This window comes from Immundisolibacter sp. (assembly GCF_041601295.1).
In the GTDB taxonomy this organism is placed as follows: domain Bacteria; phylum Pseudomonadota; class Gammaproteobacteria; order Immundisolibacterales; family Immundisolibacteraceae; genus Immundisolibacter.
Genome location: NZ_JBFIII010000006.1, coordinates 12,607 through 28,574 on the forward strand (window position 1 = coordinate 12,607; position 15,968 = coordinate 28,574).

The window sequence follows — 15,968 nt, forward strand, 5'->3', positions numbered from 1 at the left end:
GTTGCGCTTGATTCTTGAGGCTCGCAGTGTCGCCGATCCGGCTGCATATCGTTTTCCCTTGCGCCCCGCTGCCCACGGGCCGCCGTGATGGCGGTGGCTCGCTTCGGGCCGGGTTGGACGTGGGTGGTAGATGGCTGTTTGCAAAACCGACCGGGTGACCCCGCGGGTGTCTGGTCTTGCCGTCAGTTCAGGGGAGTCATGGAAAAGTCTGATCACTGGAAAGTCCACGCCCAGCAGTGGGCCCACCATGGCTCCCCGCTGCGGCCGAGTGTGGATGATATTCGCCCACTGGAATCGGCTGTAAATGCCCGCAGACCGGGCACAGTTGGCTTGGGTCGCGCGCTGCTGCTGGGTGTGACACCGGAGATCGCGCACATGCGTTGGCCCGATGGGACCTATCTGGTGGCCGCCGATCGCAGCATGGAAATGATCCACAGTATCTGGCTCCCTGAGCCGCCCCCGGGGGGCAGTGTCAGTTGTGCGGACTGGCAGCGGCTGCCGTTCGGTGGCGGTTGTTTCGACTCCGTTCACGGTGACGGTTGCTTTAACGCGCTGGATTACCGCGCCCAGTATGGAAGCGTGGCCAGGGAACTGCGGCGCGTATTGGTGCCGGGGGGGATTTTTACCCTGCGCGCCTTTCTGCGCCCCCAGGTCAGCGAGCAGCCGGAACAGGTGTTCGCTGATCTGCACGCCGGGAGGATCGCCGGCTTTCACGCCTTCAAGTGGCGTCTTGCCCAGTCTTTGCACGGTTCGATTGAGCAAGGTATTCCGGTGGCCAGAATCTGGGAGGCGTGGCACGCCGCTGGCGTGGATGTGAAGGCACTCGCCGCGCGCACCGGCTGGAGCGAGGGCACCATTGCCACTATTGATGTTTACCGTGGCGCTCCCGCCGTTTACACCTTCCCCACGTTGCCGGAATTGAGGGCTGCCGTTGAAGGAATTTTCACGGAACTCGATTGCCAGTTTGGCGGCTACGAACTGGGCGAGCGCTGTCCGACACTGATCTACCAGGCAGCATGAGGTTCAACAGCGCCCTGCCGGGCATCAGGTGGCCCGCCTACCCGGACGAGCAGGCTGCCCGCCTCATGGCAGGGCTCTATCAGTTGGAACATAGCCAGTGGCAGCCACCGGACAAATTGCGCCAGCGGCAGTTTGAGCAATTGGCGCCGCTACTCGAACACGCCGCTATTCATGTGCCCTTTTACCGCGAGCGGCTGCGCGCGGGTGGCTGGGAGCTCACACCCGGACTGGACGCGCAACGCTGGTCGCAGATTCCCCTGCTCACGCGCGCCGACATACAGCGGGCCAGCGCGGCACTGATGAGCGATGCACCACCGCCGGCTCACGGTGGGCACCATGTGGCGCAGACCTCGGGCTCGACGGGCGAGCCAGTGAAGGTCACCAAGACACAGGTTTGCCAGTACTTCTGGCAGCTGTGCACGCTGCGCAATCACTTCTGGCACCGGCGTGACTTCCAGGGTCGTTTCGCGGCGATCCGGGTCTTCGCGGCCGGCGCCGCGGCGCCCGACGGCGAGACGTTTGCCGGCTGGAGTCGCGCCACCAGTCGCCTGTTCAGCAGCGGGCAGTCCATGCGCCTTGATCTGCGCACCGATATCGTGGTGCAAGCGCGCTGGCTGGAGCGGCACAACCCGCACTACCTGCTCACGTTCCCGTCCAATTTGCACGGGCTTATCGAATACTTCGAACACGCTAACGTGCGACTGCCGGCGCTTTCCGAGGTGATCATGGTGGGCGAAATCGTTTCGCCCGAGTTGCGCGCGGACTGCCTGCGCGTTTTGGGTGTTCCGCTGACCGACACCTACAGCTCGGAGGAATTCGGTTACCTGGCCCTGCAATGTCCTGACCACGCGCATTACCACGTCCAGTCCGAGAACGTGCTGGTCGAGGTACTCGACGACGACGGACGGCCCTGCGTGCCTGGCGCTGTCGGGCGGTTGGTGGTCTCCAGCCTGCATAATTTCGCGATGCCGCTTATCCGCTACGAAATCGGCGATCTGGCCGAGGTGGGCGGGCCGTGTGCCTGCGGACGTGGCCTGCCGGTTCTGAAGCGCATCATCGGACGGGTCCGCAATCTGGTGCGCCTGCCCACGGGTGAACGTCGTCTGCCGATCGTCGGCTACCGGGGTTTTCGCGACATAGCGCCGATTCGCCAGTACCAGTTCATTCAGCGAACTCTGGAGCAAATTGAGGTGCGCCTGGCGGTTGAAAGGCCGCTCACCGGCGATGAGGAGGCGCGTTTGCGCGTCCATATCCAGCAGTCGCTGGATTACCCCTTCCTGATTGTTTTTGTTTATATGCCGACGATTCCGCGTACCAAGGCCGGCAAGTTCGAGGAGTTCATGTGTGCCATACCGGGCTGAGCCGGCGCCGCGGGTTCCATGAGTAAGTCCCGTAGTGACTGGCAGGCAGTCAAATGAACAAGCGAATCCCTGTGACGATCCCCGACCCAGCCACGCGTTTATCGAGCCTGATTGCCAGTCAGTGGATGTCACAGGCGATCTACGCTGCTGCGCAATTGCGCATTCCGGATCTGCTTGCCGACAGCGCCATGAGCAGCGAAGAACTTGCCGGCGCGACACAGACGCATGCGCCGTCCCTGCATCGCTTGCTGCGGGCGCTGACGACGCTCGACATCTGCGAGGAGCTTGGGGACGGAGTGTTCGCCCTGACGCCCATGGGCGCTTTGCTGCGGGGCGACAGCGCCGAGTCCCTGCGCGCCTGGGCCTTGTATTCCGGGGGCTCTCAGTGGCCAGTTTGGGGGCACCTGATCGACAGCATCAGGACCGGTCGCAGCGCCCGGCATCTGATCACCGGGAACAAGGCGTTCGAGCACGCCGAGCGCGATCCTGAAGTGGCGGCGATCTTTAATCAGGCGATGGTCGAGTTGACCCGTCTGGTTGCCACCCGGGTTGTGTACGCGTACGACTTTTCGACCTTGCAGCGGATTGTTGACGTCGGCGGTGGTTCCGGCCAGCTGTTGGCCGCCATCCTGCGGGTTCACCCGGCAGTGCGGGGCGTGCTGTTCGATTTGCCACATGCCATTGAAGCGGGCAGGCGCCTGATCGCCGAGGCGGGGCTCGCGCAGCGTTGCGAAATCGTCGCCGGCGACTTCTTCGAGGCCGTGCCCGGCCCCGCCGATGCCTATTTGCTCAAAAGCGTGCTGCATGACTGGGACGACGAGCAAAGCCTGGCGATTTTGCGCAACTGCTATCGGGCGATGACCGCGCAGGGCAGGCTTCTGCTGGTCGAACGGGTTGTTCCGTTACGGCTCGGAGTGTCGGCCGAGCATCAGACCCTTGCCCGGATCGACCTGAACATGTTGATCGGGCCAGGGGGGCGGGAGCGGACCGAAGCCGAGTTTCGGGCACTTCTGACGGCGGCGGGTTTTTGTCTGCATCGGGTCGTTGAGGTGGAGCTGTCGTTCAAGCTGATCGAGGCGACCCGAGTTCAATGATGGCTGAGTTGAGCAGTTTTCCGGTAGCGAGCCAGGTGGCGGCGACATGTCGGGGGCGGATGCCGCCTTGTCGCCCGTGCCACGGTCGTCGCTCCGTTGTCCTGAGTTGCGCCGGATGTGGTGCCGACGCAGCCGGCGGCGGCATAATCGCCATCAGCTTGCGCTGCCGAACAGCACGGCACCGCGATCCGTCACGATCCTTTATTTCAATCCCGCACCCATTCGTCGCTTGCCGGTAACCAAACACGTGCCCCAAAACAATCCGAAACGCCGTAAGGCCACCGCTCCCACCGCGAGTCGCACAACTCCGGCGACCAGAGTGTTGCTTATCAACGGTCTGGATGATCTGAGCAATGCCACCATTGTGGGAATTTCCAATGGGGTGCAGTTTTCTTACACCGGCAATATCGACCTGATGGGCGATCTGGGGCACCCGAACCTTTCCGTCAGCCAGTTATTGCTCGGCTGCCTGCGTGAGGCGCCCATCAAAATGGCCATGCCCGCGGTCATCTTCAACTGTATTGCCGACCCGGACAGTCACGGTCGCAGCCTGGACCGGGCCAGTGAACTTCTGGAACAGGCCCGCGTGCCGGTGCTGAACCGGCCCCAGAACGTACGCAAGACCACCCGGGACAATATCTATCGACTGCTGCATAACACGCCGGGCCTGGTGGTGCCGCGCACTGTCCGACTGGCGCCCCGGCGTCTGTCGGATATCCGTGCCGCGATGGCCGACGGCGACATCGGAATGCCGTTTCTGATTCGTCCGGCGGGCCAGCATGGCGGGGCCGGTTTGCTCAGGGTCGACAGCGAATCCGATCTGGGGCAGCTTGAGCGTTTCGCCTTCGATGGCCGTGGCTACTACCTGACCGAGTTCGTGGATTTTCGCAGTCCGGACGGGCTGTACCGCAAGTATCGCCTGATCATGCTGGATGGCCGGGTTTATCCGCGCCACTTGATTGCGTCCGACCACTGGAACATCCATTCCCGCAGCCGCAGTACGGTGATGCAGAACAATCTTGAACTCATTGCGCAGGAGCAGGCCTTCCTCGACCATCCAGAGCGGCACTTCAAGGAGTCGGTGCAACAGGCGCTGGCGCAGATTCGGCGCGAACTGGAACTCGACTATTTCGGGGTGGATTGTGGGCTCAATGCCGATGGCGACCTGGTGGTTTTTGAAATCAACGCCTGCGTTAACGTCATCCAGCGCCACCAGGCACCCTTTGGTTATCTCAACGCAGCGGTAGAGCGCATTCGTACCGGCGTCATCGAAATGGTGCTGCGTCGCGACCGTAATCGCAGTGCCTGAACGGGACGGCTACCGCGAGATTTTCAACCACCGCGGCGGCGCCTACCATCGCGCCATGGCGGATTGGCCGCGGGCACGCCAGCTGGAGTTTCAGCACATGCTGACGGCCGCCCGGGTGCGGGCCGGCATGACGGTGTGCGACGTCCCCGCCGGCGGCGGTTATCTGCGCGATTATTTACCCACCGATGTCCTGTATCTGGCGGTCGAGCCCTCATTGCCCTTTGCGCGCCTGTGTGGGCCACCCGGTCAGGTGGTGCTCAGCGAGATCGAACAGTTGCCCTTCGTCGGGGACAGCGTCGACCGTTTTATCTGCCTGGCGGCCCTGCACCATGTGACCGACTGCGCCGGCTTCTTCAGCGAAACCCAGCGCTGCCTGCGGCCGGGTGGGCTTCTGGCGCTGGCGGATGTAGTCGAGAACTCGCCGGTCGCCCGATTTTTGAATGACTTTGTCGACACACACAATCCGGCCGGACATCGGGGCCGCTTTCTGTCCACGGATACCGAGCGGCAACTGCACCGCGCGGGCTTGAGGGTGGAAACGGCGCAGCGAATTGCTTACCCGTGGACATTTCCCGACCGCCCGGCCATGGCCCGCTTCTGTGCCTTGCTGTTTGGGCTGGAATCCAGCGAACAGACCACGCTGGCTGGCATCGACCAGTACCTCACGCCCCGCCTGACGTCGCACGGCGCCAGTCTGACCTGGGAGCTGCGCTTCCTCACAGCGGGCAAGTTGCCCTGATGTGTATTGTGCCGGCATACCCGCGGCTGCGGCTGGCTGGACCGGCGCGCGGGTCGCGGCCTGTCCCGGGTGACCCAGCAACGCGAATGCTATCCTGCCTTCGAACCTCGAGACCAATCCAGTTCATCCCGCTTGCAGAAACGGAACGCCATGATTTATCGCACCACCAAACCCTCGGCCCTGATTCCGCCGGCGACTAAAGCCGTCTTCTGGTTCGGGGTCGCTTCACTGACCTTGAGTGCTTGCGGCGAGGCCATCCCGGCGCTACCCGAGGTGCCACAGAAGATCATCGCGCCGGGCATTGCAGCGCATCTACAGCGGACACATCGGGCCGCGGTTGAGCTGCCGAAGGACGTCGACGCGGTCGGCAGTTACTGCATGACATTGCAGACCTACCCACCGTCCGCGGCGTTGTCCGTTACGTGTTACGAACATCTTCAGGGGCTCAAGCCGGACAACTTCAAGTGGCTGTATTACCAGGCGCTTGCCCAGGGTCAGGCCGGCCAGGCGGACAAGGCCAGGGCCACGCTTGAGCGCGTGCTCGAGCGGGAGCCGGACTATATGCCGGCGCGCCTGCGGCTGGGCGCGGCCCAGCTTGGCGCCAAACAGCACCGCCAGGCGGTGGCAAGCTTTCAGGCGGCGATCAAGCAAAGTCCGCGCTCGGCGCAAGCTCACTTCGGTCTTGGCCGGGCGCTGGAAGCGAGCGCCGACAAGGACCAGGCAATCAAGGCCTACCGACAGGCCCTGGCGATAGCGCCGCAATTTGGCGCGGCCAATAGGGGCCTGTCGCGTTTGCTGAAGGATGCTGGGAAGGCCGGTGAGGCACGACGTTATGCGGCCCTGGCCCGACGTTTCCGGAACATCGGTGCACCTGAGCCTGACCCGTTGCTCAACGCCCTGCGTCGGCAGGATCAAAGCGCTGCTGCCTATGCACGGCGTGCTGACGCCTTGGCCGCCAAAGGCAGCCGGGCCGCGGCGATCAAGGCGCTTGATGCGGCGCTGGTCAGCGACCCGACGTTCCTGCCGGCTCATGTCCGTTTGATCGATCTGTACCGGCAGCAGAAGGCCTATGACAAGGCGGAGTTCCATTACCGCAAGGCCCTGGCCTTGCGCCCGACGGCGTATGTGGCGGAAATCAACTACGGTCGTGCATTGCAGGACCAAGGCCAACTCGACAAGGCAGCGGTGGCTTACCGGAATGCGATCAAGGCCGATGACACACGTGCCGCCGGCTACCTGCTACTGGGGCGAGTGCTCGAACGCCAGGGCAGTACCAGCGAGGCGCTGAAACAGTTTCGGGCCGCTGCAAAGAAAAAGCCTGCTGCGGCGATGGCGCACTTCGAAACCGGACGTTTGCTGCTCAAGACCGGCCAGCTGACGGCTGCCGGTGCGGCGTTCGACAAAGCCGCTGCCAACTCGGCGAATCCCGCCTTGACCCTCCTGAGCATTGGCAACCTGTACGGCGAAGCGAAGCAGCCGACGCACGCGCTCAGCCGCCTTGACCAGGCCAAGCAGCGGGCCACGGCCAACGGACAGAAGCGGCTGCTAGCGGCAATCGAGAAGGCGCGCGCGAAATGGCAGGCCGGTGGCGCCAAACCCGCGCCCGCGAAAAAGAAATAACGTCAGCTCCAGGGCCGGCCAGCAGGGCGGGGCATTGGTGCGATGTCGTCGGCGTGGTGCCGCCCGCGGCGGGTGCCTGGACATTTTTGGTGACGGGCCGGTGTAAACGCCGGCCTCTGCTGCCGGTAACCCCGCGCAACAACTGCGCACCGCAGGTTTGCTCGGACGGGGGATGCCCTGTGTCAGCTTCAGCTGTTGGGCTGGGCACCAGCCGACGCCGTGGCCGGGAATAATGCCCGCCACGCGATGACCGCCCAGGCGATCCACACCAGATGAATGGCAATGGTAATCACGCCCATCCAGGCGACCTCGTGGCTCCAGGTGATGCTGTAGAAATCCCACACGCCGTCGACGACCTCGGTCACGATCACCACCGGGATCACAGCCGCATACCGCAGCGGATCGCGCGCCCCCCACAGCGCTACCAGACCGATGGCGCCCAGCTGGATGCCAACGATGATCCAGGCATCCTGCAGAAGTTGGAACACGGGCTCGCCGCTGTGCAGGTCGACCCCCGGATACATCGAGCCGAGGAAGGACGCCGTTGCAAACGGCAGCGTGCCCACAAAATTGAACACGGCATAAAAGATGCCGATGGCAATGAAAAAGCTGCGGGCGGTTTTCATGACATTCCTCCATGTGAGCGGGACGGCACGTCAGAGTAACGCCCACCCTGAGTGATGATCAGGACGGGCACAGTATGGCAAATCGGCGGGGTGATGGTCGCCGCGGGATCTAGCCGGCTGCCGTGCGCAGTGCAGCGGCCCGGTCAGTGCGCTCCCACATGAACTCGGCCTCGTCCCGGCCGAAGTGTCCGTAAGCAGCGGTGGCCTGATAAATCGGGCGCTTCAGGTCCAGCATGCGCAGGATGCCGGCCGGGCGCAGGTCGAAATGTTCACGCACCAGGCGCGTGAGCACAGCGTTGCCGGCGTTTCCGGTGCCAAAGGTGTCGACCATGATGGAGGTCGGTTCGGCGACGCCGATGGCGTACGAAAGCTGCACTTCGCAGCGCTCGGCCAGGCCGGCAGCGACGATGTTCTTGGCTACGTAGCGGGCGGCATAGGCGGCCGAACGGTCGACCTTGGACGGATCCTTGCCGGAGAACGCGCCGCCACCGTGGCGAGCCATGCCACCGTAGGTGTCGACGATGATCTTGCGCCCGGTCAGGCCAGCGTCGCCCATCGGGCCGCCGATCACGAAGCGCCCGGTCGGGTTGACATGAATCGTCGGCTTGTCCGACAGCCACTCACCCAGCACCGGCTTGATGATTTCCTCGATCACCGCCTCGCGCAGGTCGGCCTGGCTGATCTCGGGCGAATGCTGGGTGGACAGGACGACCGTGTCGATGTGTACCGGCTTGCCGTTTTCGTAGCGGAAGCTGACCTGGCTTTTGGCATCCGGGCGCAGCCACGGCAGGCTGCCGTTCTTGCGCAGTTCGGCCTGGCGGCGTACCAGGCGATGGGCGTAGGTGATCGGCGCCGGCATCAGCACGTCGGTCTCGCGGCAGGCATAACCGAACATCAGACCCTGGTCGCCGGCGCCCATGTCGTCCGGATCAGCGCGGTCGACGCCCTGGTTGATGTCCGACGACTGCTTGCCCAGCGCATTGAAAACGGCGCAGGTTTCCCAGTCGAAGCCCATGTCCGAGCTGGTGTAGCCAATGTCCCGGATGACGCCACGGATGATGTCCTCGGCTTCGATGTAGACGCCTGGCGTTACCTTGATCTCGCCCGCCACCATGGCCAGGCCGGTCTTGGTCAGGCTCTCGCAGGCCACGCGCGCGTCCGGATCCTGCGCCAGATACGCATCCAGGATGGCGTCGGAAATCTGGTCGCAGATCTTGTCGGGGTGGCCTTCGGACACCGATTCGGAGGTAAATAGATAACTATCGGACATGGTCAAACCCTCAGGGGTGCGGATGGGCTGCGGGGACTGGCAGAGGGGGGGCGCATTAAAACACAGCCAGAAAACCCCTCAAAGCGGCGTAAATGCCCACACTCGCTGCTCGCTGACCACCGCGTCGAGCGGAATGTCCCAGACCCGCCGCGGCAGGTTCGCTAACCGTTGCAGGTTGAAGGCGGCGCCGACCAGGCGCGGCCTGCGCCAGGCATGGTTAAGGAGAAAGGCGAAGCTGCGGTCGTAGAAGCCCCCACCCATGCCCAGGCGATTGCCGCTCCCATCGAACGCCACCAGCGGCAGTATCACAAGATCCAGCATGTGCGAGTCCAGCCAAGCGCTTTTCTGTGCAACAGGCTCGGGAATGCCAAAGCGGTTATGGCGTAACGGCGCCCCAGGCCACCAGCGGGCGAACTGAAGCCGTCCGGGTCGTTGTGGAGACAGAATCGGCAGGTAGCAGGCTTTGCCGGCGGCAATGGCGCGCAACAGGGCGGGCAGGGGATCGATTTCGCCGTCGGCCGGCCAATAGCCAGCCACACGCTGGGCGCGCTGGAAGGCGGGCAATGTGGCCAGTTGCCTGGCCAGCGCCGCGCTGGCTGCCAGACGCTCGTGGCGCGGCAGCTGCCTACGCGCGATGCGCATGCGTCGGCGCAGCGCCGGCAGGGAAGCAGCCGACGACACGCCGTCGGCTGCCGGGGGATTAGTGGGCCCCACCACTTGTGCCGTCGTGGATCTTCACTCTTGAACCGGGGGTTCAAGGCGGAAGCAGGAGACGACCTTCAGGCTTCCCGCTACCAGGGCGGTCTTGCACACCGGCCATCGATCAGCTTCCAAAGCTCGCGCTTTGTGGTTCAAGAAATAGTCTGATCCGCTAACGAACACCGCAGTGGGTACCCGATGCGGATCATCACCCGGATTAGGGTGCGGGCTCAAGTGCATGCAAGGCTGAGCTCAGTCGGGCCTCAAGTGCCACCAGGCGCTGCAAGGCAGTGGCTTGCTCGCTCAGCGCGGTGCGCGCCTGCATCAGTTCGTGCACCAAATTGAGCGCGACCACGACCAGTAGCCGGTCGTTACCGACCACCCGCCCGCCGCGGGCCTGCTCACGCAGCCTGTCGTTCAGGTGCCCGGCGCAAGCCAGCAACTCGGCGCGCTGGTCTGGGGGGGCGGCAATCACGTATTCGCTTCCGAGTACCCGCACGGTAACGCCGCTGGCTTCTTTGCTCATGGCTGCTCCATGTTCTTGAGCCGGGAGATCATTCCCTCAACCCGGTTGCGGGCGGCTTCGGTTTTGTCCACCAGATCCGCTCGCTCGGTGAGCAGCTGCTGGTGCCGGGCACGCATGGCGCGGTATTCAAGGGTGAACTGCTCTACCCGCCGCACAGCTGCCTGCAAGCGCTGCTCCAGTGTCACCAGTGAATCGGTGGTCGGGTCCTGTTGTGCCATGGTTCGTGCTCCAAGGTGAGCGCTATGCGCAGTGCGGACCGGCGCGGCGGTATTCTAGTGGCCTGCTTCTTACATCAATGAGCATGATCAGACCGATGGATTCCGGCTCAGGGCAAGGCGCGAACCGCAGCGACCGGCGTCGGGATTGCGAGGATGCGCAGCGCCACCGTGAGCCGGAAGACGCGCTTTCATGTTCCGGTATTTGTAAAGCAGACCAGTGAGCCCCACCGCAGTTAGTTGACTATTGCCCATGCAACAAAAAGAACTTGCCGGCCGCCGCCGCACGCTGATGCAGCAGATGGGGGACGGCATCGCCATTATCCCCACGAATCCGCACCATCTGCGCAACCGCGATACCGAGTTTCCGTTTCGCCCCGATAGCGATTTTTTCTACCTGACCGGATTTGCCGAGCCGGAAGCCGTGGCGATCCTGATTCCAGGCCGGCCGCAGGGCGAGTTTATTGTCTTTTGCCGCGAGCGCGACCCGACCAAGGAAACCTGGACCGGCCGGCGCGCCGGTCCCGAGGGTGTCATAGAACGGTTTGGCGCCGATGATGCGTTTCCAATCGCCGATCTTGATGACATCATGCCGGGGCTGCTGGAGAACCGCGCCAAGGTGTTTTACAGCCTGGGCGCCGATAGCGAATTCGACCAGCGCGTGCTCGGATGGGTTAACGGTTTACGTGCCAAGGTACGGGCTGGTGTGCATGTGCCCAGCGAGTTTGTCGACCTCGGTCACCTGCTGCACGACATGCGCCTGTTCAAGAGTGCCGCGGAACTCAAGGTCATGCGCCGGGCGGCGGACATCTCGGCGGCTGCTCATGTCCGCGCCATGCGGGCCTGTCGGCCCGGCAAGATGGAGTATGAGATCGAGGCCGAATTGCGGCACGAGTTCATCCGCAACGGTGCCCGCCTGCCGGCCTACGAGCCGATTGTCGGCGGTGGCGCCAACGGTTGCATCCTGCATTACGTCGACAACAACGCCGTCCTGAACGACGGCGAACTGTTGCTGATCGATGCCGGTTGTGAGATCGATTGCTATGCCGCCGACATCACGCGTACGTTTCCGATCAACGGTCGCTTCAGCCCGGAGCAAACAGCCCTGTACGAGCTGGTGTTGGATGCCCAGCTGGCAGCAATCGACAAGGTGCGCCCCGGTAACCACTGGAACGAACCGCACGAGGCGGCGGTACGGGTGCTGACCGCCGGCCTGCTGCGCCTGCGGATACTCAAGGGTGAACTGACGGACCTGATCGAACAGGGCGCCTACCGCAGCGTGTACATGCACCGCACAGGTCACTGGCTGGGCATGGACGTGCATGATGTGGGCGAGTACAAGCTCGGCGATGCCTGGCGGGTGTTCGAGCCCGGCATGGTCACCACGGTCGAACCGGGCCTGTATATCGCCGCCGGCACGCCCGGCGTGGCTAAGAAGTGGTGGAACATCGGCATCCGCATTGAGGACAACGTCGTGGTCACCCGCCGTGGCCATGAAGTCACCACCGGCGGCGTGCCCAAGACTGTGGCTCAAATCGAGACCCTGATGGCAAGCGCATGACCGCCGACTGCGATGTGCTGATCGCCGGTGCCGGCCCGGCCGGTGCGGCGCTGGCCTGCGCCCTGGCGCATTTGCCGTTGCGCGTGTTGCTGGTTGATGCCGCGCCGCTTCCGGACCCCAAAGCCGCGGACCGGCGCGCGTTGGCCCTGGGCTTGGGCAGCCAGCGCATTCTGCAGGGACTTGATGTCTGGTCAACGCTGGCCGAGCAGGCGACGCCGATCCGGCGCGTGGAAGTGACGGAGAAAGGCTGGCCTGGGGTGACGCGTCTGGCCGCCAGCGAGCTTGGCCAGCCGGCACTCGGTTGGGTGCTGGGTGACATCGCGTTGCAGCGCGCATTATTGGCGCGGCTTGAGGACAGCTCTGTGCGGCGTGCCGCGGTCGCGGTCACAGCCCTGGCAGACGGCGGTGAGGCGCTTGCCGTGACGGCATGCAAAGCCGATGGCGTGGCGTATCAGGTAACGACCCGTCTTCTGGTCGCCGCCGATGGCAGTGATTCTGCCGTGTGCCGCCTGGCCGGATTGCGTCGGCACCAGCGCGAACTGCCTCACAGCGTGTTGCTGGGGCGGCTGCATACCGATCGCGCCCATTCCGGTGTGGCCCACGAACGGTTCGCGGCGGAAGGGCCAATGGCCTTGCTGCCTGGCGCACATCCGCTGGACTACACGGTGGTGTGGACCCTGCCCCACGAGCGGGCGCAGGACCTGATCACCTTGCCGGCGGCGCACCTGATCCCGCTGCTGCAAAGTGCATTTGGCTGGCGCGCCGGGCGCTTTGTTGCACTTACCGAGTCCCGTTGTGTGCGTTTGCGCGAAGCCTGGTTGACAGGCACCACTGCCAATCGCCTGGTGGCCATCGGCAGCGCCGCCAATACGCTGCACCCGATCGCGGCCCAGGGCTTCAATCTTGGTTTGCGCGACGTGGCTGAGCTTGCCACCGGGTTGGCAGCGGCGGCGGCGGTTGGCGCCGACCCCGGCAGCGCGGACCTGGTAAGGGCCTATCAGCAAGGCCGGCAGGCCGACTGGCGCGGCGTGCGGCAGGCGACCCGCTGGTTGCCGTGCCTGTTCGAGAATCCGGCACCGCCGCTGGCGGCGGTGCGCGGGCTCGGTTTGGCCTCCCTTGATGTGCTGGCGCCTCTGAAACGTCGCCTGATGGTGCGGGCGATGGGCGTCACCGCCCCGCAAAGCCGTTTGCAGCGCGGATATACGTCATGAGCGATGCCGCGGTGCTAATCGTTGGCGCCGGCATTGCGGGTGCCACGCTGGCCGTGCTGCTGGCCGACGCCGGGGTGCCGGTGACACTGATCGATCATCGGCCGTCGCCACCGGCGCCGACATCCGGGCAGCCGCTGGATGCGCGGGTCAGCGCCATCCATGCCGCCGCCGTGGGCCTGTATGAGCGGCTTGGCGTCTGGTCACGGCTGCCGGCTGGGCGCCAGGCTCCGTTCGGTCGCATTGAGGTGTGGGACGCCGGTTCCGCCGGCCGTATCGGTTTTGACAGTGCCCAGGTGGGTCAGCCCTGGCTGGGCCGTATTGTTGAGAATCGTTCGCTGCTGGCGGCCCTGCACGGGCGGTTGCGCGAAATGTCGGCGGCGGGTGTGCTGGCGCCGGCAACGCTCGCCGATTGGCGGGTGGATGAGCGGGGACTGACCGCCGGCCTTGGCGACGGTCGCGAGTTGACGGCGCAGCTGCTGGTCGCCGCCGATGGCGCCGCCTCGCCACTGCGCGAGCGGGCCGGTTTGGCCTGTGTCCACGACGATTTCGGGCAGTCTGCGTTGGTGTGCCACGTCGCCACTGAGCACGCTCATGCGGATACCGCCCGCCAGCGTTTTTTGCCGACCGGCCCGCTGGCGTTTCTGCCGCTGGCTGACGGACGCTGTTCGATTGTTTGGTCGACCAATCCGGGCGAGGCGCAGCGTCTGGCGCAGTTGCCAGAGGAGGCGTTTGCGCGTGAGCTGGCGGGCGCGTTCGACCACCGCCTGGGCGCCGTGACGGCGGTCGACGAGCGTCGGGTGATCCCGCTGCGTGGCCTTGAAGCCGAGCGTTATCTTGGCCCGCGTCTCGCCCTGCTGGGCGATGCCGCGCATGTGGTGCATCCGCTGGCCGGACTCGGCGCCAATCTGGGAATTGGCGACGCGGCGGCGCTGGCCCATCAGTTGGTGCGGGCACACCGCAGCGGGCGTGACCTCGGATGGGTGGAAACTCTGCGTCCCTACGAGCGCGGCCGGCGCAGTGAAAATCTGCCGGTAGTGCAGGCCATTCGCGGTCTGCAGCGATTGTTTCGCGCCGATAACGCCCCACTGCGCGCACTGCGCGGTTTTGGGCTGCTGGCAGTGGACCGGATCGGCCCACTGAAGCGGCTGCTTACCGCTGCCGCTTGCGGTTTGACCGACCCGGCGCTGCGGGCTTGAGCGTGTGCTGCCGGATGTCAGTTGTCTGACAGGCGGCGGCCGAGGACCAAGGCCAGATTTGCGGCCAGCTGTGCGCCGATCCTGGCCGGCTGCGCGGCACCCGGCACAAGGTCTTGTAACTGAGTGACGGCCAGGTTGGCGTAGCCGCAGGGGTTGATGCGGTCGAATGGCTTCAGGTCCATGGCCACGTTGAGGCTCAGGCCGTGGTAGCAGCAGCCGCGCCGCACGCGCAAACCCAGTGCTGCGATCTTGGCGCCAGCCACGTAGACACCAGGCGCCCCGGGGTGACGCTCGGCGTCGATGCCATGCACCGCCAGCAGATCAATAGCGGCCTGTTCAAGTGCCGCGACCAGCGCCTTGATGCCCAGCCCTGTGCGCCCCAGGTCAAGCAGCGTGTACAACACGACCTGCCCCGGCCCGTGGTAGGTGACCTGGCCACCGCGGTCACTGCGCACGACGGGAATATCACCCGCGGCGAGAATGTGTTCGAGCTTGCCGGCGAGACCGAGTGTGAATACCGGTGCATGCTCGACCAGCCAGCATTGGTCCGGCGAATCCACCGTACGCTGGTCCGTGTACTGCTGCATGGCGGCCAGGCAGGTGGCGTAATCCACCCGTCCCAAGCGGCGCAGCTGCAAGCCGTTCACTGTGCGCGAAGGTCGGCCTTGAACGCCTGATAGGCGTTCCATACGCGTCGCCAGGCTGGCCCGGGTCGACCGTTACCCACCAGGGTGGCGTCGAGCTGGGTCACGGCCAGCACTTCCTTGGTGGAGCTCGACAGCCAGATTTCGTCGGCGCCCTGCAATTCTTCCAGGCCAAGAGGGCGTTCGGCCACGGGCAGGTCGATCTGCGCGGCGAGTTCCAGCACCAGATTGCGGGTGATGCCCTGCAACAGCCAGTGGCTGGGCGGTGGCGTGACCACGCTGCCACTGATGACGGCAAACACGTTCGTGGCCGCGCCTTCGGTGACCCAACGGTCACGGTGCAGGATGACCTCGTCGGCGCCGAGGTCCAGCGCCTGCTGGCGCAGCAGGACTGCGCCCTGCAAGGAGGTGGATTTGATCTGACACCAGTGCCAGCGGATGTCCTCGCGGCAGATGGCCTTCAGGCCGCCATCGACCTGCTTTGCGGGCACCGGCTGGAGCGGCCGAGGCATGATAAACACAGTCGGTGGGCAGTCGGGGAAGGCGTGATCGCGGGGCGCGACGCCCCGGCTGACCTGCAGGTAAATCGACGCATCGCCGCCACCATGGCGATCCAACAACTCGGTCAGCAGGTGATTCCACTGCGCCCGCGGGTACGGGTTGCCAATGCGCACCTCGGCCAGGCTGTGCTCCAGGCGTGCCAGGTGGGCATCAAGGCGCAGGTAGTGGCCGCCATAGGCGGGGATTACTTCGTATACCGCGTCGCCGTAGATAAAGCCCCGATCGAGTGGATGCACCCGCGCCTGCGACAACGGCAGGAACGCCCCGTCAAGAAAAACCGTGGTGTCCGCCTCGCCCGGCAAGGCATTGGCCACGG

The 15,968-nt window shown here is 64.8% G+C and carries 16 protein-coding genes and 1 other RNA gene; 9 read left to right on the top strand and 8 right to left on the bottom strand.

Annotation, left to right across the window (positions count from 1 at the left end; translation table 11 throughout):
- The first annotated feature begins 375 nt into the window (after positions 1–375).
- From ABZF37_RS01575 to ABZF37_RS01600, 6 genes are all read left to right on the top strand, one after another.
- A complete protein-coding gene (locus ABZF37_RS01575) occupies positions 376–1,020 on the top strand; it encodes a methyltransferase domain-containing protein (RefSeq protein ID WP_372716035.1) in 645 nt (214 codons plus the stop codon).
- Entirely contained in the window at positions 1,017–2,381 is a 1,365-nt protein-coding gene (locus ABZF37_RS01580; RefSeq protein WP_372716037.1) for a phenylacetate--CoA ligase family protein, read from the top strand. The genes ABZF37_RS01575 and ABZF37_RS01580 overlap by 4 nt, the downstream gene beginning before the upstream one ends.
- Before the next feature lie 53 nt (positions 2,382–2,434).
- On the top strand, positions 2,435–3,475 hold the full coding sequence (locus ABZF37_RS01585) for a methyltransferase (RefSeq protein ID WP_372716039.1): 1,041 nt from the start codon (positions 2,435–2,437) through the stop codon (positions 3,473–3,475).
- Positions 3,476–3,794: 319 nt separating this feature from the next.
- Entirely contained in the window at positions 3,795–4,784 is a 990-nt protein-coding gene (locus ABZF37_RS01590; RefSeq protein ID WP_372716041.1) for a RimK family alpha-L-glutamate ligase, read from the top strand.
- Positions 4,777–5,523 carry a class I SAM-dependent methyltransferase gene (locus ABZF37_RS01595; RefSeq protein ID WP_372716043.1) on the top strand — a complete coding sequence of 249 codons (747 nt, stop codon included), beginning with the start codon at positions 4,777–4,779 and terminating at the stop codon, positions 5,521–5,523. Before ABZF37_RS01590 ends, ABZF37_RS01595 begins: the two co-directional genes overlap by 8 nt.
- A 150-nt stretch (positions 5,524–5,673) precedes the next feature.
- Positions 5,674–7,143, top strand: a complete 1,470-nt coding sequence (locus ABZF37_RS01600; protein WP_372716045.1) for a tetratricopeptide repeat protein — start codon at positions 5,674–5,676, stop codon at positions 7,141–7,143.
- Between the two features lie 188 nt (positions 7,144–7,331).
- Here the strand turns inward: ABZF37_RS01600 and ABZF37_RS01605 are convergent, their stop codons facing one another.
- The 6 genes from ABZF37_RS01605 to ABZF37_RS01630 all read right to left on the bottom strand — a co-directional run bounded on the left by ABZF37_RS01605 (position 7,332) and on the right by ABZF37_RS01630 (position 10,482).
- Positions 7,332–7,769, bottom strand: a complete 438-nt coding sequence (locus ABZF37_RS01605) for a BphX family protein (protein ID WP_372716047.1) — start codon at positions 7,767–7,769, stop codon at positions 7,332–7,334.
- 109 nt (positions 7,770–7,878) lie between these two features.
- Entirely contained in the window at positions 7,879–9,039 is a 1,161-nt protein-coding gene (gene metK, locus ABZF37_RS01610) for a methionine adenosyltransferase (protein ID WP_372716049.1), read from the bottom strand.
- 78 nt (positions 9,040–9,117) lie between these two features.
- The gene (locus tag ABZF37_RS01615) at positions 9,118–9,756 is read right to left on the bottom strand and encodes a 5-formyltetrahydrofolate cyclo-ligase (protein WP_372716051.1); all 639 of its coding nucleotides are present in this window, start codon (positions 9,754–9,756) and stop codon (positions 9,118–9,120) included.
- Positions 9,746–9,932, bottom strand: a non-coding RNA gene (gene ssrS, locus ABZF37_RS01620) — 6S RNA. Before ssrS ends, ABZF37_RS01615 begins: the two co-directional genes overlap by 11 nt.
- A 23-nt stretch (positions 9,933–9,955) precedes the next feature.
- Positions 9,956–10,264 (bottom strand): cell division protein ZapA, encoded by a 309-nt coding sequence (locus tag ABZF37_RS01625; protein WP_372716054.1) that lies wholly within the window; start codon positions 10,262–10,264, stop codon positions 9,956–9,958.
- Positions 10,261–10,482 carry a TIGR02449 family protein gene (locus ABZF37_RS01630; RefSeq protein ID WP_372716056.1) on the bottom strand — a complete coding sequence of 74 codons (222 nt, stop codon included), beginning with the start codon at positions 10,480–10,482 and terminating at the stop codon, positions 10,261–10,263. The genes ABZF37_RS01625 and ABZF37_RS01630 overlap by 4 nt, the downstream gene beginning before the upstream one ends.
- A 250-nt stretch (positions 10,483–10,732) precedes the next feature.
- Between ABZF37_RS01630 and pepP the strand changes: the two genes are divergently transcribed.
- From pepP to ABZF37_RS01645, 3 genes are read left to right on the top strand one after another with little or no spacing between them, the layout of a single operon-like run.
- On the top strand, positions 10,733–12,040 hold the full coding sequence (gene pepP / locus ABZF37_RS01635; RefSeq protein WP_372716058.1) for a Xaa-Pro aminopeptidase: 1,308 nt from the start codon (positions 10,733–10,735) through the stop codon (positions 12,038–12,040).
- Complete coding sequence (locus ABZF37_RS01640) at positions 12,037–13,251, top strand: FAD-dependent monooxygenase (protein ID WP_372716060.1); 1,215 nt, start codon at positions 12,037–12,039, stop codon at positions 13,249–13,251. Before pepP ends, ABZF37_RS01640 begins: the two co-directional genes overlap by 4 nt.
- Positions 13,248–14,447: a UbiH/UbiF/VisC/COQ6 family ubiquinone biosynthesis hydroxylase gene (locus ABZF37_RS01645; protein ID WP_372716062.1), complete on the top strand. Its 1,200-nt coding sequence runs from the start codon at positions 13,248–13,250 to the stop codon at positions 14,445–14,447. Before ABZF37_RS01640 ends, ABZF37_RS01645 begins: the two co-directional genes overlap by 4 nt.
- A gap of 17 nt (positions 14,448–14,464) precedes the next feature.
- On the opposite strand, the gene lipB is transcribed toward ABZF37_RS01645, so the two are convergent.
- Positions 14,465–15,136 (bottom strand): lipoyl(octanoyl) transferase LipB, encoded by a 672-nt coding sequence (gene lipB / locus ABZF37_RS01650; RefSeq protein WP_372716064.1) that lies wholly within the window; start codon positions 15,134–15,136, stop codon positions 14,465–14,467.
- On the bottom strand, positions 15,091–15,966 hold the full coding sequence (locus ABZF37_RS01655) for a D-amino acid aminotransferase (protein ID WP_372716066.1): 876 nt from the start codon (positions 15,964–15,966) through the stop codon (positions 15,091–15,093). The genes lipB and ABZF37_RS01655 overlap by 46 nt, the downstream gene beginning before the upstream one ends.
- Positions 15,967–15,968 lie beyond the last annotated feature (2 nt).